Source organism: Catenibacterium sp. co_0103, assembly GCF_004168205.1.
Lineage (GTDB): Bacteria > Bacillota_I > Bacilli_A > Erysipelotrichales > Coprobacillaceae > Catenibacterium > Catenibacterium mitsuoka_A.
In genome coordinates, this window is sequence record NZ_RCYB01000032.1 from 1 (window position 1) to 25,344 (window position 25,344).

General features: G+C 33.3%; 20 protein-coding genes, 3 tRNA genes and 1 riboswitch. Of the genes, 20 read left to right on the plus strand and 3 right to left on the minus strand.

Going from position 1 to position 25,344, the window contains the following annotated elements; translation table 11 throughout:
* Positions 1-109 precede the first annotated feature (109 nt).
* Positions 110-1,027, minus strand: coding sequence for a ribonuclease HIII (locus tag EAI80_RS06880; protein WP_117458852.1), 918 nt, complete (start codon positions 1,025-1,027; stop codon positions 110-112).
* A gap of 105 nt (positions 1,028-1,132) precedes the next feature.
* On the opposite strand from EAI80_RS06880, the gene EAI80_RS06885 reads away from it, so the two are divergent.
* The 8 genes from EAI80_RS06885 (at position 1,133) to EAI80_RS06920 (ending at position 10,251) form a co-directional block, all read left to right on the plus strand.
* Positions 1,133-1,921 (plus strand): CvpA family protein, encoded by a 789-nt coding sequence (locus EAI80_RS06885; RefSeq protein WP_129981453.1) that lies wholly within the window; start codon positions 1,133-1,135, stop codon positions 1,919-1,921.
* A 1-nt stretch (position 1,922) separates the two neighbouring features.
* Positions 1,923-4,223: an endonuclease MutS2 gene (locus EAI80_RS06890; protein WP_129981454.1), complete on the plus strand. Its 2,301-nt coding sequence runs from the start codon at positions 1,923-1,925 to the stop codon at positions 4,221-4,223.
* A complete protein-coding gene (uvrC, locus tag EAI80_RS06895) occupies positions 4,216-5,985 on the plus strand; it encodes an excinuclease ABC subunit UvrC (protein ID WP_129981455.1) in 1,770 nt (589 codons plus the stop codon). The genes EAI80_RS06890 and uvrC overlap by 8 nt, the downstream gene beginning before the upstream one ends.
* 55 nt (positions 5,986-6,040) lie before the next feature.
* Complete coding sequence (locus tag EAI80_RS06900; protein ID WP_129981456.1) at positions 6,041-7,192, plus strand: D-alanyl-D-alanine carboxypeptidase family protein; 1,152 nt, start codon at positions 6,041-6,043, stop codon at positions 7,190-7,192.
* Positions 7,189-7,656 carry a metallophosphoesterase gene (locus tag EAI80_RS06905; protein WP_129981457.1) on the plus strand — a complete coding sequence of 156 codons (468 nt, stop codon included), beginning with the start codon at positions 7,189-7,191 and terminating at the stop codon, positions 7,654-7,656. Before EAI80_RS06900 ends, EAI80_RS06905 begins: the two co-directional genes overlap by 4 nt.
* A gap of 67 nt (positions 7,657-7,723) precedes the next feature.
* Positions 7,724-7,890: riboswitch (Lysine riboswitch) on the plus strand.
* Positions 7,891-7,952: 62 nt separating this feature from the next.
* Positions 7,953-8,765 carry a transporter substrate-binding domain-containing protein gene (locus EAI80_RS06910; protein ID WP_022425916.1) on the plus strand — a complete coding sequence of 271 codons (813 nt, stop codon included), beginning with the start codon at positions 7,953-7,955 and terminating at the stop codon, positions 8,763-8,765.
* Between the two features lie 8 nt (positions 8,766-8,773).
* The gene (locus EAI80_RS06915) at positions 8,774-9,502 is read left to right on the plus strand and encodes an amino acid ABC transporter permease (protein ID WP_129981458.1); all 729 of its coding nucleotides are present in this window, start codon (positions 8,774-8,776) and stop codon (positions 9,500-9,502) included.
* 11 nt (positions 9,503-9,513) lie between these two features.
* Positions 9,514-10,251 (plus strand): amino acid ABC transporter ATP-binding protein, encoded by a 738-nt coding sequence (locus EAI80_RS06920; RefSeq protein ID WP_022425914.1) that lies wholly within the window; start codon positions 9,514-9,516, stop codon positions 10,249-10,251.
* A gap of 127 nt (positions 10,252-10,378) precedes the next feature.
* Here the strand turns inward: EAI80_RS06920 and EAI80_RS06925 are convergent.
* Positions 10,379-10,455, minus strand: a tRNA-Arg gene (locus tag EAI80_RS06925).
* A 235-nt stretch (positions 10,456-10,690) separates the two neighbouring features.
* On the opposite strand from EAI80_RS06925, the gene EAI80_RS06930 reads away from it, so the two are divergent.
* A complete protein-coding gene (locus EAI80_RS06930; protein WP_161220297.1) occupies positions 10,691-13,000 on the plus strand; it encodes a CAP domain-containing protein in 2,310 nt (769 codons plus the stop codon).
* 194 nt (positions 13,001-13,194) lie between these two features.
* Entirely contained in the window at positions 13,195-14,214 is a 1,020-nt protein-coding gene (locus EAI80_RS06935; protein ID WP_129981460.1) for a hypothetical protein, read from the plus strand.
* An 87-nt stretch (positions 14,215-14,301) separates the two neighbouring features.
* Here the strand turns inward: EAI80_RS06935 and EAI80_RS06940 are convergent.
* A tRNA-Arg gene (locus EAI80_RS06940) sits at positions 14,302-14,378 on the minus strand.
* Between the two features lie 163 nt (positions 14,379-14,541).
* On the opposite strand from EAI80_RS06940, the gene EAI80_RS06945 reads away from it, so the two are divergent.
* From EAI80_RS06945 to EAI80_RS06990, 10 genes are all read left to right on the plus strand, one after another.
* Positions 14,542-14,925, plus strand: coding sequence for a YbaN family protein (locus tag EAI80_RS06945; protein WP_238634482.1), 384 nt, complete (start codon positions 14,542-14,544; stop codon positions 14,923-14,925).
* Positions 14,918-15,244: a nitrous oxide-stimulated promoter family protein gene (locus EAI80_RS06950; protein WP_129981462.1), complete on the plus strand. Its 327-nt coding sequence runs from the start codon at positions 14,918-14,920 to the stop codon at positions 15,242-15,244. Before EAI80_RS06945 ends, EAI80_RS06950 begins: the two co-directional genes overlap by 8 nt.
* Positions 15,241-16,980, plus strand: coding sequence for an ABC transporter ATP-binding protein/permease (locus EAI80_RS06955; RefSeq protein WP_129981463.1), 1,740 nt, complete (start codon positions 15,241-15,243; stop codon positions 16,978-16,980). The genes EAI80_RS06950 and EAI80_RS06955 overlap by 4 nt, the downstream gene beginning before the upstream one ends.
* Positions 16,980-18,683 (plus strand): ABC transporter ATP-binding protein, encoded by a 1,704-nt coding sequence (locus tag EAI80_RS06960; RefSeq protein WP_129981464.1) that lies wholly within the window; start codon positions 16,980-16,982, stop codon positions 18,681-18,683. Before EAI80_RS06955 ends, EAI80_RS06960 begins: the two co-directional genes overlap by 1 nt.
* 57 nt (positions 18,684-18,740) lie before the next feature.
* Positions 18,741-19,574: a histidinol-phosphatase HisJ family protein gene (locus tag EAI80_RS06965; protein WP_129981465.1), complete on the plus strand. Its 834-nt coding sequence runs from the start codon at positions 18,741-18,743 to the stop codon at positions 19,572-19,574.
* 128 nt (positions 19,575-19,702) lie between these two features.
* Positions 19,703-19,779 (plus strand) — tRNA-Arg (locus EAI80_RS06970).
* Between the two features lie 150 nt (positions 19,780-19,929).
* Positions 19,930-20,424, plus strand: a complete 495-nt coding sequence (locus EAI80_RS06975; RefSeq protein WP_129981466.1) for a transposase — start codon at positions 19,930-19,932, stop codon at positions 20,422-20,424.
* A 5-nt stretch (positions 20,425-20,429) separates the two neighbouring features.
* Positions 20,430-20,687 carry a DUF3592 domain-containing protein gene (locus tag EAI80_RS06980; RefSeq protein ID WP_022425557.1) on the plus strand — a complete coding sequence of 86 codons (258 nt, stop codon included), beginning with the start codon at positions 20,430-20,432 and terminating at the stop codon, positions 20,685-20,687.
* 595 nt (positions 20,688-21,282) lie between these two features.
* Positions 21,283-22,980 carry a ribonuclease J gene (locus tag EAI80_RS06985; protein WP_022425555.1) on the plus strand — a complete coding sequence of 566 codons (1,698 nt, stop codon included), beginning with the start codon at positions 21,283-21,285 and terminating at the stop codon, positions 22,978-22,980.
* A 46-nt stretch (positions 22,981-23,026) separates the two neighbouring features.
* A complete protein-coding gene (locus EAI80_RS06990; RefSeq protein WP_238634483.1) occupies positions 23,027-25,258 on the plus strand; it encodes a DNA translocase FtsK in 2,232 nt (743 codons plus the stop codon).
* Positions 25,259-25,344: the final 86 nt, after the last annotated feature.

The following is a 25,344-nucleotide window of genomic DNA, read 5'->3' on the forward strand; positions in this document are numbered from 1 at the left end:
AAGAAATAAGGGGTGAGATTCACCCCTTACTGCGTAATAATTAAAATTTAGGAAACCCCTAGTTATTTTAAATTACCTCAATAATGATTCTCTAGATGAAGAAGAAGGCCTATAGGCCTTCTTTTAATTTCTTTAATGCTCCCTTAACTCTCTTCATATTAGTGAAATTCAACTTACATACCTTTGTAAGAATCTTATCACCATACTTGTGCGCAAGTTTAACAGCCACGATTTCGGCATTAGTGCCGGCCCCTCTAGCAAGGTTCATCTTTAAACTCTTTGTCATGCTAGCAAAATATTGTAGATATGCATAACGAGAAATGATTTCTGCAGCTAATACTGCTAAATACTGTTCATCAGCATTGGTTTCAAAAATCATATCTTTTACGACAATAACTTCACTCTTTAAATAATTATAATAAGTCTTAGGTGAAACGAATTGATCAATAACTTTGAATTCAACACTCTTCTTCACTTTCTGAAGAACATTCACAACAGCCTGGTTAAATAGGCGTGCACGAATGTTTGCCTGGTTGATTCCACTATCAATCATCTTATTATAATGTGAGTTATCTAGTACTAGTAGTGATGAAATGAGATGTCCTTTTAATAGTTTAGCGTAATTGATAATTTCCTGATTAGACAAATCATCGATATTATCAATATGCAGGTTTTTAATGATCTCAAGTGCTTCATCATCGGCATAGCATGCAACGACACAAAGCGGCCCAAGAAAATCAGCAGATCCTGTTTCTGCAGCACCAATATGTGGATGCATACATAAGTGATCTGAATTCTTTTCCTGCTCAATCTTTTTTGCTAAACTTCTAGACCAATGCTTTGCTTCATGCACCGCATTCTGTCCTAAAAAGCTTGCTTCATAATTCGATGTCACTTCGATGTCACAGCCAATTGCATGAGCTTTTAAAAGAAGGTTCTCGCTTTCGAATGGAACCATCTGACTGTCATAAAACTTCTTCATCTTGTTTAAAATGTTTTCATTAATCAAAAATTTAATTGGCTCCACTATATTCACCTCACATGTTTTATTTTATCATAAATTTCATTTTTTTGACAGTATAAATTTCATTTGTTATAATTAAGAACCGACAACGTCAAGGAGGTAAGTGTTATGAGTTTTCTTGATTTGATTCTTATCGCTTTTTTGTTATATATGTTTTTTAGTGGATATTCCAAAGGTTTTTTCTCTACATTATATGATTTAGTAAGCTTTATAATTATGATGCTTTTTATCTATTTTAATGTAGAAACTATTTCTTCTATTATCCAGATTTATAAGCCGGTAGATGATCCTTTATCACAATTAGGTGGTTCAGTTATAAATATGTTGATAGTCTTTATTATCATGTTTGTTGTTCTAGAAATAATTCGCAGACTCATAGGCGTTCTTATTAAACCTTTAGTCAATCAATTGACTGATCATTTTGCACTCACTGCTTTTGTCAATCATTTATTAGGTGCATTGCTTCACGCATTAAAGGGTGTATTTATCTCCTTCATGGTTATGATGATGGTTATTATTCCTTTCTTTGGGCCTGATATCTTAACTAATTCTAAAATAGGACATTTAATCATAGAAGATGTACCAATTATCTCACAAAAAGCAATCAATGAAGCAAGTGCTTATGGAAGCTTATTAAAGGGACAGCATACACTTCAATTAGAAGATAAAGATATATTAAAGAAGATGATTATCGCTAATAATCATGCCTATAATCATGGAATACTAGATGAGCATGATGCAACACAGTTTGTCTATACACAATTAGGCCCTGCTTTAATGAAACAGCAGGTCATTATACCTCATGAAGAAAAACTTCAATTTATCTCTTTATTAAATAAAACACCTTATACAGAAACAGAAAAGAATACAATATTAAATAATATAGGAAGTGAATAAAATGTTAGATAGTTATAAAGTCTTAGAATTTCCAAGAATTCTAAATAGTATTGCTGGCAGCTGCCGTACAGAGATTGCGAAGAAGAAAGTATTACAATTAGAAATGTATGATAATCTGGCTGATTTAAATGAAGAACAGAATCGTTTAGAAGAAGCCATGACTATTCATCGTATTATGGGTACTTTACCTCTTGCGCCACTTCATGATATCAGTGCATATCTTGCAAAAGCGAAGATGGATGGTATTTTAGCACCAGAAGAATTAATGGCTATTGATCATATGTTAGAAAATATCTTTCAGGTGACTTCTTACTTTAATGCTTATGAAGGAGAAATTATTCTCTTAAGAGACTTAGTAGAAGGCTTAGAAGGGGATAATGGATTACATATAGAAATCAATAGATGCATTATGCCTGATGGCTCTATCAGTGATCATGCCAGTGAAACACTTTATCGTATTAGAAAAAGCATGCATGCATTAGAAGGACGTATTCGTCATTCTATGGAAGGGTATTTAAAGAGTGAAAAGAATTCATTAAGTATGGATACTCTCTCTAGCAAGAATGACCGTTTAGTTCTTGCAGTTAAAGCACCACATAAGAATGAAATCAAAGGCTTAGTACATGCCACAAGTGCCTCTGGTCAGACATTCTTTATTGAACCAGAAAGTGTTGTTGTCATGAACAATGAACTTAATGAATTAAAGAGTCAGGAACAGACTGAAATCAATAAAATCTTACAGAGTCTTACAAGACGTGTTAAGTATAACTATACAAGATTCTATTTTGATCAGGAACTCATGTCTGAACTAGATTTTATTTTTGCGAAAGCACGTTTTGGCTGTGATTATGATTGCATTAAACCAGATATCAATGAATCAGGTATTCTTTCTTTAAAACAGGCCAGACACCCACTTATTGATCAAAAAAGAATTGTACCTAATGATATTATTATTGATGGTAAGATGTTGATGATTACTGGTTCTAATACCGGCGGTAAAACAGTTGCTTTAAAGACTGTTGGTTTACTTTCATTAATGGCTATTAGTGGTTTAGCCGTGCCAGCTATTTCAGCTTCTATTCCATTCTTTGATGCAGTCTATACCGATATTGGTGATGAACAATCTATTGAACAGTCACTTTCAACATATTCATCACATATGAAAAAGCTTATTTATATCTTAGAACATGCAACATGTCGTTCTTTAATTCTTATTGATGAAATTGGCTCAGGTACAGATCCACAAGAAGGGGCATGTCTAGGAGAAGCTATTCTGGATACTTTATTAAGACGTGACTGCCGTATTGTTGCATCTACCCACTATGGTGAACTTAAGAGCTATGGTCAGTCAAGAGATGATATTACTCTGGCATCTGTTGGATTTGATGTAGAAACAATGCGTCCTACATATCGTTTAAAGCTTCATTCTATTGGTTCATCTTATGCTTTTGAGATTGCTGCTTCTTTAGGTCTTGATCATGAGATTATTGATCAAGCTTTACATAATAAAGAAGAACGTATGAATGAAGCAGAAAAGTTAACTGAAAAACTGACTAAACAGAGTGCTGAATTAGATGAAAAAGAAGAAAGAATCAATACATTACTTGCCGACAATGAAAAGCTTCATAATCGTTATGAGCATCAGCTATCTGTTGCCACAAAACAAAAAGATCGTATTGTCGAAGAGGCACAGCAAGAAGCTAATAAGATGCTTGAAGAGGCTAAGAAAACAATTGATGAGTTAACTAAAGATATTATGAATCAAGGTGCTTTAAAGCCTCATCAGGTGACTGCAGCGAAACATGCATTAGATCAGCAGAAATATGAAAAGAAAGAAGTAGTTAAGGTACAGGATCATGTCTTTAAAAAGGGTGATCATGTTAAGCTTGATAAGATGAATAGAGAAGGGGATGTCCTAGAAGTTAAGAAACATGAATTGCTTGTTGATTTAGGTGGTCTCCAGGCTCGTGTTAAGGATACTGATGTAACATTCATGTATGGTGCTTCTAAGCCTCAGAAGGTTAAAAAAGCAGGCACAAGACAGCATATGAAGAAGACAGGACATTATGAAGTCAATGTCATTGGTATGCGTTACGAAGAAGCGATGAATATTGTAGAAAAGTTTTTAGATGACGCTTTATTACTAGGTTATCCTTCAGTACGTATTGTTCATGGTATGGGTAAAGGTATTTTACGTAATGGTATAAGAAAGAAACTAGACCATTTATCATATGTCAAGGAATATCGTGATGGTGGACCAAATGAGGGTGGTTTAGGTGTAACGGTAGTTAGCTTTGAATAAGAATCTAGACTATATTAAAAAGAAGCTTTCTCTGCTTCCTATGTCTCCTGGCTGTTACTTAATGAAGAATACAGACGGAAAAGTTATTTATGTAGGAAAGGCGCGAAAACTTAAAAATCGCGTCTCTTCTTATTTTACAGGAGCACATAACTATAAAACTACAAAATTAGTCGATCATATATGGGACTTTGACTATATCGTGACAGGTAGTGAGAAGGAAGCATTATTACTAGAAATTAACCTTATTAAAGACTATACACCTGAATACAACATCATGTTTATGGATAATACTTATTATCCTTATATTGAACTCACTGATGAAACCCATCCACGACTTAAAATAGTAAGAAAAACTAAAAACAAAAAGAATAAATACTTTGGTCCTTATCCCGATGCCACTGCAGCTAGAAATACTTTTAAATTATTAAATAAGCTTTACCCATTAAGAAAGTGCAATCATGTCCCAGATAAACCATGCTTATATTATTCTTTACATCAATGTCTAGGTCCATGTATTAATGAAGTTGACAAGAGCCAATATGATGAAATTAGAAAAGAACTAATTTCTTTTATACATGGTAATACCAAATCCAAAATAGATGAACTCACTGAAAAGATGATGACAGCTAGTGAAAATCTTCAATTTGAACTTGCGAAAGAATATCGTGATCTCATTCGTTCTATAGAATATGTTACAGCAAAACAGAATGTCCAATTTGGAGACTATAAAGATAGAGATATCTTAGGCTATTTTATTGATAAAGGCTACATTAGTATACAGCTCTTCTTTATGCGTGAAGGTAAACTTCTCTATCATGATTTTAATTTAGAACCAGTAGGAGAAGATTTTGAAGAAGATCTCATTCGTTTCTTAGTTACTTATTATCAAACTCATCCAGAACCTTACGAACTGCTTATTCCTCAAGATGTTGATTTAGAACTATTAACTGAAATATTATCCTGTCATGTTCTTCAGCCACAAAGAGGAGATAAGAAATCTTTAGTAGAAATGGCTAATAAGAATGCGAAAGAAGCATTAGAAAAGAAATTCTTATTAAAAGAGAAAACAGATGAAAAAACAATTCTTCCTATTATTGAATTAGGTCAAAAACTAGGTATTGATACACCACACACGATTGAATTATACGATAACTCTAATATCCAGGGTGCTTATGCAGTCGCTGGTATGGTTGTATATAAAGATGGTGTACCATCTAAAAAAGATTATCGTAAATATAAGATCAAGACAGTAGAAGGTCCTGATGATTATGCAAGTATGAAGGAAGTCATCTATAGACGTTATTATCGTTTACTTATGGAGCAAAAAGAAATGGCTGATCTCATTATTGTCGATGGTGGACTAGGACAGATCAAAGTCGCCAAAGAAGTGATAAATAGTTTAAATCTCTCTGTACATATATGTGGTTTATCCAAGGATGATAAACATTCTACCGCAATGTTGCTAGATGAAAATGGGAACCAGGTTCCTATTGATACAAAGAGTCCTTTATTCTTCTTATTAACGCGTATGCAGGATGAAGTGCATCGCTATGCTATTTCATTCCACCGTCAGGTACGCTCTAAATCCTTATTTAGTTCTATATTAGATGAAGTAGAAGGAATAGGGGAAGCACGCAAGAAAAAACTTCTTAATCATTTTAAGAGTGTTAAAAAGATGAAGGAAGCATCACTGGAAGAACTAGAAGCAGTCATTCCTAAGAATACTGCAGCAAAGCTCTATGAAGTACTACATAAAGAATAATCTATACACTTTTTGCGATATACTATATAATTGACACTAGAGAGCAGGTGATTTAATGGAAAATAAGCGCAAGTATCTGTTTATTACAGTCATTGCATTATTTATCGTTTCATTCTATACAATTAACCTCCGATTTGATCCATTCTATCGTGTCAACGGCATCAATAACGATAATAGAATGATCATCGAAAAGTATTTAAGTAAAGAAGAACAGAAATATCTTGTAGAAAACAGAATTCCTCTTTACCATTTTATGAAATATATCAAATATGATGATTTTTATCTGCCATATTATCAATATTATGAATTACTAGAAAAAACAGGGCGTTACTCTACAAATAAGTCTATCCTACAAATAGGCAATGAATTAGCAACTAAACTCACTAATACCTATAAAGGTGCATCTTATGATCAAGCAAAGAAACTTGTAGAACATGATTTAGAAGCAGGATATTTATATAATCAGAACTTTGATTTTGGTAAACTACAAATATATTATGAAATGAGACCTCTTTATGAAGATTATAGTTATGTAGATGATACAGAATACTATATTGAATTATTAAAAAATCGTGGACTAAATGATAAAATGATTCTTTCATTCTTCAAACAAGCATGTGCTAATTACTCTCGTTACGGTTTAACAACACTTATGACTCAGGCAAATAATCAAGATATGTTATTGATTCCTGATCCTTCAGCTCTTTTAACTACCTTAAGTGATCAAACTTATATAGGTGCTTATGTTCCTCATAATCTTGTCTTAATGTCAGATATTCATCGTTTAAAATATGCCATGTATTTAAATAATGACGCCTATGAAGCGCTAAAGAAGATGATTGATGCAATGCCTAATGAGATTGCGAATGACTTTTATGTTAAAGAAGCATATACAAGCTTTACTGATTTACAGTATTCAAATCCTAATCTTGCAGGTAAAGATGAAAGACAATTAGGTCATACAGTTTCTATTGCCTCTAAGTCCATTGCCTATCATGAGTTTGAAACAGCTGCCCTGTCACAATGGCTTGAAGCACATTCATATGAATATGGTTTTATATTACGTTATCCAAAACGTATGGCATCTTCTACAAATCATGTGTATGATGCACATTACTATCGCTATGTAGGTAAGAAGAATGCGAATAAGATTTACAAAGAAAATAGCTGTATTGAAGAATATAATCAGAAGGAGGCAGCTGAATGAAAAAAATTGTAATTATGTCAGATAACCATGGAGACATGAATATCTTAACAGATATTAAAGTTTTAGAAGATGATGCAGATTACTATATCCATTGTGGTGATAGTGAATCATATCAATTGCGTGATTTAGATGAATTTGTTGCAGTGAAAGGAAACAATGACTGGAGTCTTGATCTTCCACAAACTGCAAGATTAGATATTGAAGGAAGACATCTTCTGATTACTCATGGGCAGTTTTTTGGTTATTTTGATCGTGAAAAGAAAATGCTGGACTTTTTAAAGAAATATAATGGAGATGTTTTAATCTCAGGACATACACATATGCCTCTAGTAAAAGAAGAAAATGGTTTATGGCTTATTAATCCTGGCTCTACTTCATGGCCACGTGGTGGCAGCAAAAGATCTTATGCGGTGATGACTATTGATGGTACAAATGTAGATGTTAGAATTAAAACATTGGAATAATGATACAATTTATTAAATGGGATTGACTTTTTATATCTTCCTATTATAATGGGCATGTAAAGTCAAATATAAAGATAGAGGAAGCGATGCATCAGAGTAGTATGAGGAGTCGGCAGACTAAGAATCATATGAAAGGTAATCATCGCCGAAAGAGGATAAGCGGCAGCTTATAGTCTTGGGGATTCAGGAAATACCTGTCTCACTCCTTCATGATGAAGAGGCGTTATCTAATCGTTAAAAGCTATATGATAACGTATAGCTTTTTTTTCTATTTTTATATAGAAAGGGGAATAAATATGAAAAAGACTTTAATTACGCTTGCAACAGCAGCGCTTGTATTATCAGGATGTGGATCATCTACTAAGGATGACAACACTTTTACAGTAGGGATGGAAGCAGCTTACCAGCCATTTAACTGGCAGACTTCTAAGAAAACAGATACTGCAGTACAGTTAGATGGCGGTGCAGGTTATGCAGATGGATATGATGTTGTCGTTGCCAGCAAAATTGCTAAAAAATTAGGAAAGAAACTTGTAGTAAAGAAGATTGCATGGGATGGTTTACAGCCAGCTGTAGAATCTGGGGAAATCGATGCAATTATCGCAGGTATGACTGCTGATAAGAAACGTGAAAAGGGATTAGATTTCACTACGCCTTATTATCAGAGTGAAATGGTTATGATCGTAAGAAAGAATAGTGCCATGACTTCATTCAATGATATCCAGCAGTTCTCAGGCTATAAGGTAACAGGTCAGAAGAATACTAACTATGATACAATCATTGATCAGATTAATGGTGTAAAACATCAGACACCTAAATCAACTTATCCAGAATTAGTTGTAGCTTTACAGCAGGGTGATACAGATGGTATTACTGCAGAATTACCAGTTGCAAATGGTATCGTACAGGCTAACCCAGATTTATCAATCGTTAAGTTTGCAGATGGTCATAACTTTAATGTAGATACTGCAGTATCAATTGGATTAAAGAATAATACACGTAAGACTGCTGAATTCAAGAAGATTCAGAAGGCTTTAGATTCTATTTCACAAGAAGAAAGATTAAAAATCATGGAAGATGCTGTTAAGAGAGCACCTACTGAAAAATAGGAGATAAAATGAAAATAGATTTTCAATATGCATGGAGTCAGTTAATTAATAACTGGCCTCTATTCTGGTATGGTATTAAGATGACAATCGCTTTTGCGGTTGTTGGTACATTAGCTGGTTTAATTATTGGTTTAATTGTTGGTGCCATTCGTTGTGTACCATTAGATCCACTAGATAAACCAGTGACAAGATTCTTTAAACGTTTAGGACGTTTTATTACAGGCTTTTATGTATGGGTATTCCGTGGAACACCTATGATGGTTCAGGCCGTATTCCTTTATTACTTATTCAAACCAGTATTACATTGGAATAACTTTACAGCTGGTATGGTCATTATCTCAGTGAATACAGCTGCTTATATGGCTGAAATTATTCGTAGTGGGATTCAGTCTATTGATCCAGGACAGATGGAAGCAGCTAAGTCTTTAGGTATGACAAATACTCAGACTATGATTTCTATCATCTTCCCACAGGCTATTAAGAATACATTCCCATCACTTGGTAACCAGTTTATCGTTAATATTAAGGATAGCTGTATGTTAAATGCGATTTCAGTTGTTGAATTATTCTTCCAGGCACAATCAGTGGCTGGTACTAATATGAGATATATTGAAGTATATCTTGTTGTTGCACTTATTTATTTAACTCTTACAACAGTTGCAACATTTGTACTTAATTACATTGAAAAGAGAATCAATAAGACAAACACAGTCACTATCAAGGATAACTGTGCTTAAGGAGGAAAGAAATGGATACAGTAATTGAAATTAAACATTTAGAAAAACATTTTGGTGACCTCCGTGTTCTTAACGATATTGATTTCACTATCGAACGTGGTAAGGTTGTTACTATTATTGGTTCAAGTGGTTCTGGGAAAAGTACACTACTAAGATGTATCAACCTTCTTGAAGTACCTGATGCAGGAGAAATTCTATTCAATGGTCAAAATATTCTTAAAGGTGATTTAGATGCTTCTACATATCGTAGTAAAGTAGGCATGGTATTCCAGAACTTTAACTTATTTAGTAATAAGACAGTTTTAGAAAACTGTATGATTGGCCAGATCAAAGTATTAAAGAAATCTAAAGAAGAAGCCCGCGCTGAAGCAATGAAACAGCTAAAAGCTGTTGGTATGGATAAATTCGCAGATGCTTCTAGTACAAAGCTTTCTGGTGGTCAGAAACAGCGTGTTGCGATTGCAAGAGCTTTATGTATGAAACCAGAAGTACTTCTATTTGATGAACCTACAAGTGCCTTAGATCCTGAAATGGTAGGGGATGTATTAGATGTTATGAAGGAACTTGCGAAAGAAGGTTTAACAATGGCTGTTGTGACTCATGAAATGCAGTTTGCTAGAGAAGTGAGTGATGTTGTATGTTTTATGGATCAGGGCGTTATTGCTGAAATGGGTACTCCTGAAGAAGTATTTGAACATCCTAAAACAGAACGTGCTAAACAGTTCTTATCACGTTATTCTAACAGATAAAATAATGACTCAAGAGATAGCATAAAAGCTGTCTCTTTTTCTATATAGATAAAAAAACTGGTAATGACGGTTCTTTACCAGTTATATGCAAAATAAAAACCTCAGATAAACCGAGGTAATTAACAGATGGCGTCCACGAGGGGATTCGAACCCATGACCGCACGCTTAGAAGGCGTGTGCTCTATCCAGCTGAGCTACGTAGACATTTGTTTTTCGAATGCTTTTATATAATAGCATATAGATCATTTTAATGCAATATGAAAATGAAAAAAATGATAAAATACCTATCTTAATGTTTTCTCACACTTTAAATAATAAACAAGCTGTGTATATATTATAATATTCATGTAACATTTTGAATGTTTTTAAATTGTATTATAATATATATTGAAATCATAAATTGATAGCGCTATCATATATACATATGGGAGGAATCAGAATGAATAAGAAACAGAAAATCGTTTCTACTACATTATCTACAGTAACAGCATTATCATCTGTAGGTGCTATCTCTAGTTTGCCTAATACCGTTATTAAAAATGTTCAGGCATTAGATGAAAATACAGTAGAAACAATTCAACAGGTACAACCAACAGTTAGAACAGATTTAGAAAAGGAAGTAGAAGATAAGAACTCTACTGTTATTTCTACTGGAGCTGCATTACAGGGAGCAGAATATCAGAAAAACAGTTCAGAGGAAGCATTAAACAATGCGAAAACCAACAAGAAAGAAAATGATGAAAAGCTTACTACTTCACAAAATCAGGTTGATCAGACTCTTGCGAAAGAAGTAAAAGATAGAGCTCAGGTCGTTTTACAGCTACAGGAAACTTTATCATCACAGAAACAGCAAAAAGAAGCTTTAGATAAAGCTGTAGAAGAAAAGCAGAATCAATTAAAGGATGCGCAGGATAAATACAACAAAGCGCAAGCTAATTATAATGATTTAGCTGATAAGAATAAGGATGCTTTAGATAAGTTGAATCAAGCTGAAGAGGACAAGACTCAATATGAAAAAGACCTTGCCAGCTTAAATGATCAGTTGACTACTTTAAATAAAGATATTGAAACAGTTACTACAAAACTTAATGAAGAAAAGAAGTCATTAGAAAACAATAAGACTACTCTTAGTCAGTTAAATACAGAAAAACAAACTCTAGAAACAGATTTAAAGGTTTCTACTGATAAGCTTAATTCTTTTAAAGAAGCACTTAATAAACAGCCAACAACTGAAGAAGTAACTCAGTTACAGAAAGACATTGATACTCTTGAAAAGGATATCGATACTAAGACAACTCAGTTATCCACTTTAGACCAGGAAATTAACAGCTTAACTACTTCAATTGAAGCACAGACTACAACTTTTAATGAGACAACAAAGAAAAAGGATGATCTAACTAAACAGTATGATGCTTTAACTACACAAGTTAATGAAGCAAAAACAAATCTAGTTACTGCAAAAACTAACTACGATGCAGCTAAAAAAGCAGTGGATGATCTTAAAAACAATGTTGATACACCAGAACTTGCAAAATTAAAGTCTGAACTCTATCAATTACAGAAGCAGCAGTCTGCCTTACAAGCACAAGTGGACGTTACTAGCAGCAAGTTAAAAGCAGCTGAAACTGAATTAGCCAATGCTTATACAAAATATGATAACAACGTTGTCAACTTCTATAAGGAAGTCTACAACAATACTGGTAATTTAGATGCTTATTATGCTTATACAGAATTAGAAAAGTATGATGGTATAAAAGTAGGATCAGCGACTATTTATGATAGCAAGAATTACGATAAGACAATGGCTTCATTATCTGATTTAAAGGAAGCACTTAATTATATTAAGATGTGTAACCAGATTAGAGCATATGAAGGTGTAGCACCACTTAAAGTCTCTTATTACCTTCTGGCTGTATCCGCAATCCAGAACGAATTTACATCTGTAAAATGGGGACATTCAGAAATATATCCATTCGCTGAAAATATATATGGAAGTTCAAGAGATTACAACTCTACAGACTTCTTAGATCAAAACGGCAATTTGGATGTAGCCTATTTAGATAAACTTGGAAGAAATCAAAACCTAGATGTATTCAATACACAAAGACAAAATCCATTTTATGGATGGTGGATTAAAGAAAAAGTAAAATACGAACAGACTAAAAATAAAGATGATGCTGGACATTATTTCAACATTATAGATGAAAATTATACTCTGACTGGATTTAGCCATAATAATCAACTACATAATAGTGGTTATTACACTTGGGGACAAGTATTTGCAGAAGGCCTCGTTGCAGATAAATTGGATGGTAGTGGTCAAGTAAGTATCACAGGTCAAAGTGTAGATGAATTTGAAAAGACATTAAATGCCTGGATTTTAAAGAAGGCTAATGGAGTTCAAATTGAACAGAATAAAGTTGATGCTGCAAAAGCTGAAGTTGAAAAGGCGATAAATGCACTCAATGATAACAAGCAGAAAATCAGCACAAAACAGACTGAAATCAATAATTATAAGGATAATGTAAAGGCACAATTTAAAGCTGCAGAAACATCTTATAACAACGCTAAGAACACATATGATAATCTAGTCAATCAGCAGTCTTCAGTAAAAGCTGAATTAGATAATACTTCTAGTACACTTAACGCACAAAAGGATGCTTTAACTAAACTAGAAGATCAGTTAAAAGCTAATAAAAAGGAGAAAGATACTTTATCTAAGCAGATTACTGATGAAAAGCATTATTAGCTCAAAAGAAAGAAGAACTTGCAAATGCCACTAAAGATAAGGCAGAATTAGAACAGGCTCTTAAAGATGCGAATGCTGATGTTGATCGTATCACTGCTTTAATTGATGAAAATGATAAGAAGATTAAAGCACTTGAGTCAGAAATTAACACTAACAAGCAGAATATCAATGCATATAATGCTGAGTTAAATACTTTGAACTCTAAAGTTACTAGTAAAGAAGCTGAAAAAGATGCATTATCTGCCAATATTGATATGTTAAATACTGCAATTAATGCATATAATAAACAGTTAGAAGAATGCAACAAAGCAAAAGATGCATTAGATGCTGCTAAAAACAATTTTGATAATGTTCAAGCTGAATATGAGCAGGCTGTTGAAGACCAAAAAGCTCAAGCTGATGTCGTAGCAAATACTACCAAGAAGCTAGATAATGCAAATGAAAGTCTTTCAAAAGCTCAAAGAGCTACTGCTGATTGGGAAGGTATTAAAGCAGGTGCCAGTGATCATTATGCACCTTATCATGATGAAGTATTAGATAACTTAATTGATACTGTATTAGTTTATGTAAGTGCGAAAGATGCTGCTGGTTCAATTGAAACTAAACTTGCTGATGCACAGAAGGACTATGATGAAAAGACAAAGAATTATGAAGATGCTTTAAGTGCCTATAATGCGGCTCTTAAGGAATACAATGGTGCAAAGGCTGATTTAGATGCATTTGATGCAAAATATGGTATTGTCACAAAAGATACAATTACTTTACCTAGTGAAATGACTTATACTGGAAAACAAATTAAACCAGAAGTTGTAGTCAAAGATAGTAAAAGTAATGTTGTTGAACCAAGTGAATATACAATCACTTATGGTGATAATACAGAAGTTGGGGAAGGTAGTGTTACTATTAAATTAAGTGACGAGCATTATGTTGGTACTATCACTAAAACATTTAAAATCGTCTCTCCATCTACTGATAAAGATGACAATACGACTCCACCTGCAGATAAGAAGGACGATGTCACAACTACTCCTTCTGATAAGAAAGATAACGTTACTGTCACTCCAACACAAAAGAATAATACGACAGTAAAATCTGACAAGACTTCTACTACTGTAAAAACAGGTGATTCATCACCAATCGTACAATTTAGTCTATTATCAATGCTTTCTATGTTCTTCTATACATTATTAAGAAGAAAAGAAAATAAAAATTAATATGAAAGGTACCCAAGTATGATAGCTTGGGTACCCTTTTTACTGATATAAAATAAAAACCTCGGATAAACCGAGGTAATTAACAGATGGCGTCCACGAGGGGATTCGAACCCATGACCGCACGCTTAGAAGGCGTGTGCTCTATCCAGCTGAGCTACGTAGACATTTGTCTTTCGACTGCTTATGTATAATACCATGACTTTTCACATAATGCAAGCACTTTTTTCATTAATATATGTGTTGACTTTATTAAATCACCTCACATATAATAATTATCAGTTCGATAATACTAACTATTATTAGGTGAGACTAATTAAGGAGATGACTATGAAAATTATTTGGATACTACTAGGATTTATATCTTTGATACTCGGTACTTTAGGAATTGTACTTCCTATTTTACCTACTGTTCCTTTTTATATGGCAACTGTATTCTGTTTTGCGAAAAGTTCAGATAAGCTTCACCACTGGTTTACGCACACAAACCTTTATAAAAAACACTTAGATAGTTTTGTACAAAACAGATCTATGACATTAATGACTAAATGTGAGATCATGGGTATGGTTACAGCTATTATGTTAATAGGGTTCATCTGTATGAAAAATGTACCTGTAGGAAGAATATGTATTGCGATTGTCTGGGTCTTTCATATTCTTTATTTCTTTTTCCAAGTCAAGACGATAAAGAAAGAAGAGACAATCAATGAATAAAGTAGAAAAAAAGAGAATTAAAGAACAGGAAACAATTGAAAAGATGATTCATATCTATTGTATAAAGAATCATCATACAAAAGAGTTATGTTCTGAATGTAAGGAATTAGTGAATTATGCAAAAGCACGTAGTCAAAGATGTCCTTTTATGGCAGAAAAGACATTCTGTGCACATTGCAAAGTGCATTGTTATAGGCCTGAAATGAGAGAAAAAATCAGAAAGGTCATGCGTTTTAGTGGCCCTAGAATGATCATCTATGCCCCTAAAACAGCTTTATGGCATATGCTATGTACTATAAAAGAAAGGATATTAAAATGATTAAAACAAGATTGATACAATTGTTGTCACATTCTAAAAAATATATTGTTTATACAGTATTCTGGCAATGGATTTCATTACTCGCACAGATCACTGCTGTATTTACTATTGCAGACTTATTGGGTCATGTATTGAATAATACGCTTACTATAAGTCATCTTAAATCTACATTTTTATTATTACTAGGAGTCATAGTGATTCGCTATACATGTGAACGTATGAGTGCTCGTACATCATACTTAGCTAGTGTGGATGTAAAACGTATATTAAGAGAAAAGATTTATGATAAGATGCTTAAACTCGGAGCATCTTATAATGAATATGTATCTTCTTCTGAAGTGGTACAGGTGTCTACAGAAGGAGTAGAACAATTAGAAACATATTTTAGCAAATATCTCCCTCAATTATTTTATAGCTTACTTGCACCAATCACATTATTCATTATATTAAGTCGGGTAAATCTAAAAGCAAGTATCATACTATTAATCTGTGTACCACTTATTCCTATATCTATAGTAGCTGTACAGAAGTTTGCGAAAAAACTATTAAGTAACTATTGGTCTACTTATACAGGACTAGGAGATTCATTCTTAGAAAACTTACAAGGATTAACAACTCTTAAAATATATCAGGCAGATAAGATGAAAGCAGAAGAAATGGATCAAGAATCCGAAAAATTCCGTAAGATTACTATGAAGGTTTTAACTATGCAACTCAATTCTATTAGTGTGATGGATATTGTCGCTTATGGTGGTGCTGCAGTAGGAATGATTATTGCTTTATTAGAATATCTTCATGGACATATTAATATGCAGGGTACTCTCTGTATCATTCTTCTAGCCAGTGAATTTTTCCTTCCCTTAAGACTACTTGGATCTTTTTTCCATATTGCAATGAATGGGATGGCAGCGAGTGATAAAATCTTTAGAATTCTTGATATTCCTGAAATAAGTTTTGGAAAAGAAGTATTGTCAGATCATAGTTTAGATATCTTATTGAAGGATGTTCATTTCTCTTATGAAGAGAATAGAGAAATATTAAAGGGTATTGATATGACATTACAAAAAGGATCCTTTATCTCATTAGTTGGAGAATCAGGATGTGGCAAGAGTACAATTGCTGGTATTCTTGCTGGAAAGTATAGAGGATATACGGGTGATATCACAATTGGTGGTACTCCCTTAAAGGATGTCAATGAAGAAGATTTAATGAATCATGTTGTATTGATTAGACATAACAGCTATCTATTTAAAGGAACCGTAGAAGAAAATCTTCATATGGCAGATCCTCATGCTACAAAAGAAGAAATGGAAGCAGTACTAGACAAAGTAAATCTTTTAGGATTTCTTAACTCACAAGATGGTATAAAAACAAAACTATTAGAAAAAGCATCTAACTTATCGGGTGGTCAGTGTCAAAGATTAGCCCTTGCTCGTGCTTTACTTAAAAAGGATGTATCTGTCTATATCCTTGATGAAGCAGCTTCTAATATTGATATTGAAAGTGAAGAACTGATTATGAATGTCATTCATGAATTAGCCAAAACAAAAACTGTATTACTTATTTCTCATAGACTTGCCAATGTAGTAAAAAGTGATCATATCTACTTCTTACAAGATGGACAAATCAAAGAACATGGTTCACATACTGAATTAATGAATCAGAATGGTGCCTATAAACATCTATATGAAGCACAGATGGCTTTAGAAAACTATGGAAAGAAAGGAACTGTATAATGAATAAAACAAATCGTAGAAGTGCTATTCAAATTATGGCTCAGTTGATTGGTTTAGTTAAACCACTCCTTATTTTTATGATTGCTGCCATTCTGCTTGGTACTGTCGGCTATTTATGTGCGATCTTCCTGACTATCCTTGCAGGTCAAGTACTTGCTCATGGACTTATTCCACAATTATTTTTCCGCATAAGAAATCCACGTCTCGTCTTTATGCCTGTTAAAACAATCTTGACTATAATGATTGTAATTGCCTTATTACGCGGTATTCTGCATTACCTCGAACAATACTGCAATCATTATATTGCCTTTAGATTACTTGCCATTATTCGTCATAAGGTCTTTGAAGCATTGCAGAAGCTATGCCCTGCTAAACTAGAATCTCGTGATAAAGGAAATCTTATTTCTATTATTACTACAGATATAGAATTACTAGAAGTATTCTATGCACATACTATTTCTCCTATCTGTATCGCATTCCTCACTTCTTTATTTATGGTACTCTTTATTGGACATTATCATTATTTAGCTGGATTACTTGCACTTATTGCTTATATTATTGTTGGTGTGATTATACCAGTTATTAATGGCAAACTGGGAAGTGCTGAAGGGATGAGTTTTCGTAATAATTTTGGTGAATTAAACAGTTTTGTATTGGATTCCTTACGTGGATTAGATGAAACAATCCAATATAATCATGGTGAAGAAAGAAAACAGGAAATCATTGAACGTTCTAAGCAGCTTGCAAAACAGCAGGAATACTTAAGCTATAGAGAAGGGGCTCAGCGTTCTATCACAAATACAGTTATTCTCTTAGCTTCATTTGGTATGCTTTTCTTAACGCTATTCCTTTATCTTAATCATGAATTAGGTTTTGAAGGTATTATTACATCTACTTTATCTATGATGGGTTCATTTGGTCCCGTAGTCGCTTTATCAAGTCTTTCTAATAACCTCAATCAAACCTTAGCAAGTGGTGAACGTGTTCTTTCACTTCTTGAAGAAAAGCCTCTTGTAGAAGAAGTAGAAGGAGACAAAGAAAGCAATGATTCCTTTAAAGGAGCTGCACTTAATCATGTTACTTTCTCATATGATGATGAAACAATCCTAGATGATTATTCATTAAAACTAGAACCTGGTAAGATTACAGGAATACATGGTGTGAGTGGTTCTGGTAAATCTACAATACTAAAATTATTAATGCGTTTCTGGGGCGTGAATCAAGGCTCTATTACTGTAGATGAAGAAGAAATCAAAGATATTCCTACAAAACATTTACGTAATATGGAAAGTTATGTCACACAGGAAACTCATCTCTTCCATGACTCTATCGCAAATAATATTGCGATTGCGAAGAAAGCTGCTACACGTGAAGAAATCATGGAAGCTTGCAAAAAAGCTTCTATTCATGATTTTATTATGACTTTACCCAAGGGTTATGATACAGAAGTAGGGGAGTTAGGTGATACATTATCAGGTGGAGAGAAACAAAGAATAGGAATTGCGCGTGCATTCCTACATGATGCACCAATGATTCTTATGGATGAACCAACATCTAACTTAGATTCACTCAATGAAGGTATTATCTTGAAATCATTAAAAGAATCTTCAAAACAAAAAACAATTGTTCTTGTATCACATAGAGTATCTACAATGAATATTGCAGATACTGTTTATGAGATGAAGGATGGTAGAATTTCTTAATAAGAGGATGTTCACGCATACTTTTTTCATGCTAAGATAATAATGAGGTGAACAACTATGTTGTGTGATTATCATGTACATACTATCTATAGTGATGATTCTGTTTATGAAATGGAAGAAGTTGTAAAGGATGGTATAAAAAGAGGAATTAAAGAATTATGTTTTACTGATCATGTAGATTATGGCATTAAAAGAGATGTAGATGATCCTCTTGGTCCTGTATATCTCAATGGACAACCTATAACCAATGTTGATTATCCTAAGTATTATAAAGAATATCTGTATGTAAAAGAAAAGTATAAAGATCAAATTACACTTAAGCTAGGATTAGAATCTGGTATCCAGGTACATACAATTCCCCAATATGAAGCTTTATTTAAAGCTTATCCCTTTGATTTTATTATCCTTTCTATTCATCAGGTAGATGATTTAGAATTCTGGACCGGAGATTATCAAAAAGGGAGAACTGAAGAAGAATATTATACACGATACTACCAGGAATTATATGATGTAGTAAAGAACTATAAGAATTATAGTGTTCTAGGTCATATGGATCTCATGAAGCGTTATGATGATCATGATGGCTATGATAGCTTTAATAAGCATAAGGATATCATTACAAAGATTCTTCAAATCGTCATCAAAGATGGCAAGGGAATTGAAATCAATACATCATCAGTATGCTATAAACTAGATGATTTAATGCCTTCTAAAGATATACTAAAACTTTATTTAGAACTTGGTGGTACTATTATCACAATAGGGAGTGATAGTCATCAAGAAGATCATTTAGGTGCCTATATAGAAGATACTAAAAAGCAGTTAAAAGCATTAGGCTTTACACAGTACTGTACATATAATAAAATAATTCCTGAGTTTCATAATTTATGATATTCAAATTATATTGAACAATGCACATTTTTTTCATATTTTTGTGTAAATAATGCGTATTTTTATGTAAAAAAGCACTTGCAATACATCTCTTGGCATGTTATTATACATGAGCAGTCAAGAGATATGTCTACGTAGCTCAGCTGGATAGAGCACACGCCTTCTAAGCGTGCGGTCATGGGTTCGAATCCCCTCGTGGACGCCATCTGTAAATCACCTCGGTTATTCCGAGGTTTTTTTATAGTTAAAAAAATATTTAAAACACCTATAAATAGGCATTATGAGCAAATACTTCAACGCATTTTATTTCTAAATCCTTTATAATCATAGATGTAGAAAGGTTTTGGTGATAAATATGAATAAAAATAATTACTCTTTATATCGTTTAATGAATATCTATATGAATGATTCTCTTGCAGGAATCCGTTTCTTCTATAATATCAAATGGCCTCAAGGCTTTGTTTGTGAAGAATGTGGTAGTTCTCATTATGTTTATGCTGAGGAAAATAGATGTTTCATCTGTGCTCATTGTGGACATAAAGAAGACTTACTTGCACATACTGTCTTTTCAGAATGTCTAGATAATCCGAATTCTCTTGTCTTAGGACTTTATCTATGTCTTACAAGCAAGCGTAGAGTGACTCAGAAAGAACTTGCACAGCTTGTAACTATTCCTACTAAGAGTGCTGCAATACTTATTAAGAATACAGAAATGATTGATGAATGTAATATCCAGGAGGATATTATTAAGAAGATGTTTGAAGTAACTGAAAATCCTTTATTAAAAAATGTATCTTATAGTAATAAGAATGACTCAAATCGTGCTATAATACCAACGAAAGCAGGGTGATTTATATGACAGAAACAACAGGTTCAATTATTAATATAGTGAATACTGGTCAGGTGATTACATTAACTGTAAAGTATATGGTTGATCATCATGTTTATTCATTTAAAGAAGAAGCTGTATTAAAGCCAGCAAGACAATTACTATTATTTAAATCTAAAAGAAAAGTACCTGTGTTAGGTACTTTAAGAGTAGGACAGGAAGTCACTGTCTATTATGATGAAAAGCATCCAAGTACTGCTTATCTTAAAGATAATGCGAGATAGAATGTTTATAAGTTTCTAGGAAGATGATAAAGGATAGAAAGCATAGCCATTCAAACAAGCCTGTAATATCTGCAAGAAAGTATAATACAGTCGTTAACATAAGACATAATGATATCAATAGCTGCAGGAGCTTATAGGCTAAGTAAGTATGAGTTTGATGTAAATCATAGAGAAACATTACAAGAGTAATGACTATGAATACAATTCCAATAAAACCTATATAAGTATGACATTCTGAAAAGAAGTCATGACTTGATCTTTTAAAAGGCATAAAAAGACTTATAAGAAGACATAGACCCGATATATGGACAAGTGCTTTACGTTTCGTGATTTGGTATAACTGATACCAGTAATAGATTAAAAACACAAAGAAAAAGCACTGCATTGGATAATGATATTGTGGCATGCTCATAACTCCAGATAAATTATTATGTATTAAACTGAGTCTGGATGCAAAATATGCCAGTATTATAAGAAAAATGATATGTACCATAAAAACCTCCTGCTTCATTATAACTGCTTCTATTTGAGAAGAGTAGAAAGATATGCTAAAATATATTAAATGTGATAGGTTGAACATATTGAAAGGAGTATTATGAAACACAATAATGTTAAAATCATGCCTCTAGGTGGACAAGCCGAAGTAGGCAAGAGTATGTACAGTATAGAAGTAAACGGAAAGATTTTCATCATTGATGCAGGTTACCGTTTTCCGGATTTAGATAAGCTTGGTGTTGATATCATCATTCCAAGTTTTGATTATTTAATTGAAAGAAAGAAGGATATTGTCGCCATCATTATCACCCATGGACATAATGATGTTATGGCAGCATTACCTTATTTATTAAATGCTATTCAGGGGGTTCCTGTATATGCACCTAATTTAACTGCAGACCTCATTGAAATGATGATTGATCATTATCAAAGACATCAGAAAAAGAATCTTCATATGGAACTCATTCGTGTAAAACGTGATGAATCTATTAAGATTGCTGGTATCCCAGTAGAATTCTTCCCTGAAACACATTCTATTCCTGGAAGTGTTGGTGTAGCCATCTGGACACCTGATGGATATGTTGTATATGGTGGAGAATTCATTATTGACTTTGGTTCTCCTGAAGGATTTAGATGTAATATCCAGAAGATGATGGAGATTGGAAAGAAGGGCGTTCTTGCCTTAATGGTTGAATCATCAGGTGCAAGTAATCCTGGTTATACTTCACCAAATCATAAGCTTACAAATAAGATTGAATCTATGTTTGAAGATGCATCTGGTAGAATTATTATTTCTTCTTATGCCCAGAACGTCTTTAGAACAAAAGAAATCGTAGAACTTACTAAGAAATATCATCGTCAGATTGTCTTCTATGGTCGTGATAAGTATGATCAGACAAATAGTATTATTCGTTTAGAAAAGACAACACGTGAACCTGTTATTACTGTTCCAAGTAAATATCTAGGTAAGAAAGAAAATGTAGGTATTCCTGCAAAGGATTCTAACTATGTTATTCTTTTAAGTGGTGCACCTAATACAATCTATAATGATATTTGTGATATTTTAGATGGTGGAGATGAACTATTAAAAATCAGAGAAGGGGATACATTTATTGTTGCTTCTCCAGTACTTCCCGGTACTGAAAAAATTGCGAATAAAGCACAGAATGATTTATTTAGAACTCCTGCTGATGTTCACATTCTTAAAAATAAAGAATTACCATCAATGCATGCATCTATCGAAGATATCAAAGTATTTATTCAGTTATTTAATCCTAAGTACTATGTACCAATCAAAGGTGAATATCGTCGTTTTGTAGCTAATGCACATATTGCCAATGAAATGGGCATTGATAATGATCATATCGTAATATTAGATAATGGTGAGAAGTGTACTTTTGAAAATGGACAGTTAGATGAAAATCGTGAAGTCATTGAAATCGAAGATGTCATGATTGATGGTATTGGTGTAGGTGATGTTGGAGAAAAGGTTATTGATGACCGTATCCAGTTATCTAATGATGGAATTGTAGTCGTAGGTGTCACTATTGATTCACGTACGAAAGAAATCATTGCCCAGACAGACTGCCAGACACGTGGATTTGTTTATTTAAAAGATTCTGGTTATGTCATTAAAGAAATTATTAATATCTGTGAGGGTGTTGTTTCTAAATTAAAGGATGATCCTCAAATGGATGTTCAAGATATACGTAATGAGATGAAAGAATTATCTATGCGTTATATTATGAAAGAAACAGGTAAGAAACCTGTATTCATTGGTGTTGTAGTAGAAATATAAGCAGGATTTATTCCTGCTTTTTAAAACTATGAAAGGAAGTGAAAACATGGCTGAAAAGAAAACAAAGAAACCTAAAAAAGCACCTGTATCCAAACAGCCAAAAAAACAAGAAGAACCTAAATCTAACAAGATCAAAGTAAGACTAATTGCCTTATTCTTATTGTTTATATTCTTTATTAGTATATGTCAATTAGGAATAGTAGGCGGATTCTTCCATACACTCATGGTTTATATTTTTGGTAGTATGATGATTTATCCAATTCTTATTATACTCTCTATTATATCTGCTTATTTTGTTATAAAGGGAGAAGCACCTCAATGGAAAGGACCACAAGCTATAGGGCTTGTTATGATGATTATTGGTATCTTACTTATTTGTACATATGCAGGTAATATGCATTCTACAGGTAGTATGAATAACTATATAAAACATGATGGTGTAACAAGTGGTGGTTTAATAGGTTCATTATTATATGCACCACTAAGTGCTTTATTTTCTCCTATTGGAACGCTTATTTTTGGTATTATTTTACTGCTTGCTGGTCTTGTATTATTCTCTAGTAAGTATATTCATCAATATAGGATCAAGCAGAATGAAAAGGAAGCACAGGATGCAGTAGAAGTATTTGAAAACAAGAAAAAAACATCTAAAGTGAAAGATTTCTTTGCACCTAAACAAAAAGAAAAGGGATTCTTCCCTGATAAAGTTTTTGAAGAGAAAGAACCTTTAAAGGAACCTGATATAGATCTTACTTTTAATCAAAAGAGTATGCGTTTAGATATTGAAAAGAAGAAACCTAAAAAGATGGAATACAAGGATGGTGTTTATCAGCTTCCTTCATTTGATATATTAAATCCTATTCGTAATACAGGTAATTTATCAGAAGAAGCCAAACATGCTAAAAATACAGGAAAAATTCTTGAAAACATGTTTGAAGAATTTGGTGTCAATGCAAATGTAGTACATCTCTATATTGGACCTACAGTTACTAAATTTGAAATTAAGCTAGAAGCAGGTACACGAGTTAATCGTATCTTGCAGTTGCAGGATGATATTCAGCTTGCATTAGCTGCCAAAGAAATTAGAATTGAAGCACCTATTCCAGGTAAACCTTATGTTGGTATTGAAGTACCTAATAAGACAGCCGCTATGGTCCCATTTAATGAAGTTTATCAGCTTTCCATGCGTGATGATACATGGGATAACAAGTTAGCTGTTCCGCTAGGTAAAGATGTATCTGGTAATCTTATTGTCGCAGAACTCAATAAGATGCCTCATTTACTTATTGCAGGGGCGACTGGTTCAGGTAAATCAGTCTGTGTGAACTCTATTATTACTTCTATTCTTATGAAAGCAACACCAGATGAGGTAAGACTCATTCTTGTGGATCCTAAAAAGGTTGAATTATCTAATTATAATGGCGTACCTCATTTATTATCTCCTGTTGTCACTGATCCTAAAAAAGCAGCAGGTGTATTACAGCAGGTTGTTGCAGAAATGGAAAGACGTTATGAAGTTTTTGCAGAGAATGGACAGCGTAATATGGAATCCTTTAATATTTATGCAAGAACGTTCAATGAAAAGGCTAATGATGAAGATAAAAAAGAAATCATGCCTTATCATGTTGTGATCTTAGATGAAGTTGCTGATTTAATGATGGTCGCTTCTAAAACAGTAGAAGATTGTATTATGCGTATTTCACAAATGGCTCGTGCTGCAGGTATTCATCTTATTGTCGCAACACAACGACCATCTACTGATATTATTACAGGTGTTATCAAAGCTAATATTCCATCACGTATTGCCTTTGCAGTGTCTTCAAGTGTTGACTCACGTACAATATTAGATGCAACAGGGGCTGAAAAACTACTCGGAAAAGGGGATATGCTCTTTAGTCCAATGGGTTCTAGCTCACCAGTACGTGTACAGGGTGCATTTGTGGCAGATGAAGAAGTAAGTCGTGTTGTAGAATTTGTTTCTAAACAGATGGATGCAAATTATGATGATAATTATGTCAATGCGAAAGAAGTGTCCAATGGTGGCTCTTCAGTCAATGATTCTTTAGATGATACAGAAGAAGAATATGAAGAATGCCGTGAATTTGTCATTAAAGAACAACGTGCAAGTACTTCTTTATTACAAAGAAGATTCAGAATTGGCTACAATAAAGCAGCTCGTATCATGGATCAATTAGAACAAAATGGTGTTATTGGCCCACAGATAGGTTCTAAACCAAGGGAAGTTTACATTCGAGGTTATAGCGAAGAAGATATTTAAGGTATCTTCTCAGACTGTTGACAAACTAAATGTTAACAGTCTTTTCTTTTAAATTTGAAGAGTATATGATAATATAGTTACTGTCG

What these genes read in the sequence shown, in the direction of transcription:
- EAI80_RS06885 (WP_129981453.1), top strand. Translation starts at nt 1,133, where the DNA reads ATGAGTTTTCTTGATTTGATTCTTATCGCTTTTTTGTTATATATGTTT.
- EAI80_RS06890 (WP_129981454.1), top strand. Translation starts at nt 1,923, where the DNA reads ATGTTAGATAGTTATAAAGTCTTAGAATTTCCAAGAATTCTAAATAGT.
- EAI80_RS06900 (WP_129981456.1), top strand. Translation starts at nt 6,041, where the DNA reads ATGGAAAATAAGCGCAAGTATCTGTTTATTACAGTCATTGCATTATTT.
- EAI80_RS06905 (WP_129981457.1), top strand. Translation starts at nt 7,189, where the DNA reads ATGAAAAAAATTGTAATTATGTCAGATAACCATGGAGACATGAATATC.
- EAI80_RS06910 (WP_022425916.1), top strand. Translation starts at nt 7,953, where the DNA reads ATGAAAAAGACTTTAATTACGCTTGCAACAGCAGCGCTTGTATTATCA.
- EAI80_RS06915 (WP_129981458.1), top strand. Translation starts at nt 8,774, where the DNA reads ATGAAAATAGATTTTCAATATGCATGGAGTCAGTTAATTAATAACTGG.
- EAI80_RS06920 (WP_022425914.1), top strand. Translation starts at nt 9,514, where the DNA reads ATGGATACAGTAATTGAAATTAAACATTTAGAAAAACATTTTGGTGAC.
- EAI80_RS06930 (WP_161220297.1), top strand. Translation starts at nt 10,691, where the DNA reads ATGAATAAGAAACAGAAAATCGTTTCTACTACATTATCTACAGTAACA.
- EAI80_RS06945 (WP_238634482.1), top strand. Translation starts at nt 14,542, where the DNA reads ATGAAAATTATTTGGATACTACTAGGATTTATATCTTTGATACTCGGT.
- EAI80_RS06950 (WP_129981462.1), top strand. Translation starts at nt 14,918, where the DNA reads ATGAATAAAGTAGAAAAAAAGAGAATTAAAGAACAGGAAACAATTGAA.
- EAI80_RS06955 (WP_129981463.1), top strand. Translation starts at nt 15,241, where the DNA reads ATGATTAAAACAAGATTGATACAATTGTTGTCACATTCTAAAAAATAT.
- EAI80_RS06960 (WP_129981464.1), top strand. Translation starts at nt 16,980, where the DNA reads ATGAATAAAACAAATCGTAGAAGTGCTATTCAAATTATGGCTCAGTTG.
- EAI80_RS06965 (WP_129981465.1), top strand. Translation starts at nt 18,741, where the DNA reads ATGTTGTGTGATTATCATGTACATACTATCTATAGTGATGATTCTGTT.
- EAI80_RS06975 (WP_129981466.1), top strand. Translation starts at nt 19,930, where the DNA reads ATGAATAAAAATAATTACTCTTTATATCGTTTAATGAATATCTATATG.
- EAI80_RS06980 (WP_022425557.1), top strand. Translation starts at nt 20,430, where the DNA reads ATGACAGAAACAACAGGTTCAATTATTAATATAGTGAATACTGGTCAG.
- EAI80_RS06985 (WP_022425555.1), top strand. Translation starts at nt 21,283, where the DNA reads ATGAAACACAATAATGTTAAAATCATGCCTCTAGGTGGACAAGCCGAA.
- EAI80_RS06990 (WP_238634483.1), top strand. Translation starts at nt 23,027, where the DNA reads ATGGCTGAAAAGAAAACAAAGAAACCTAAAAAAGCACCTGTATCCAAA.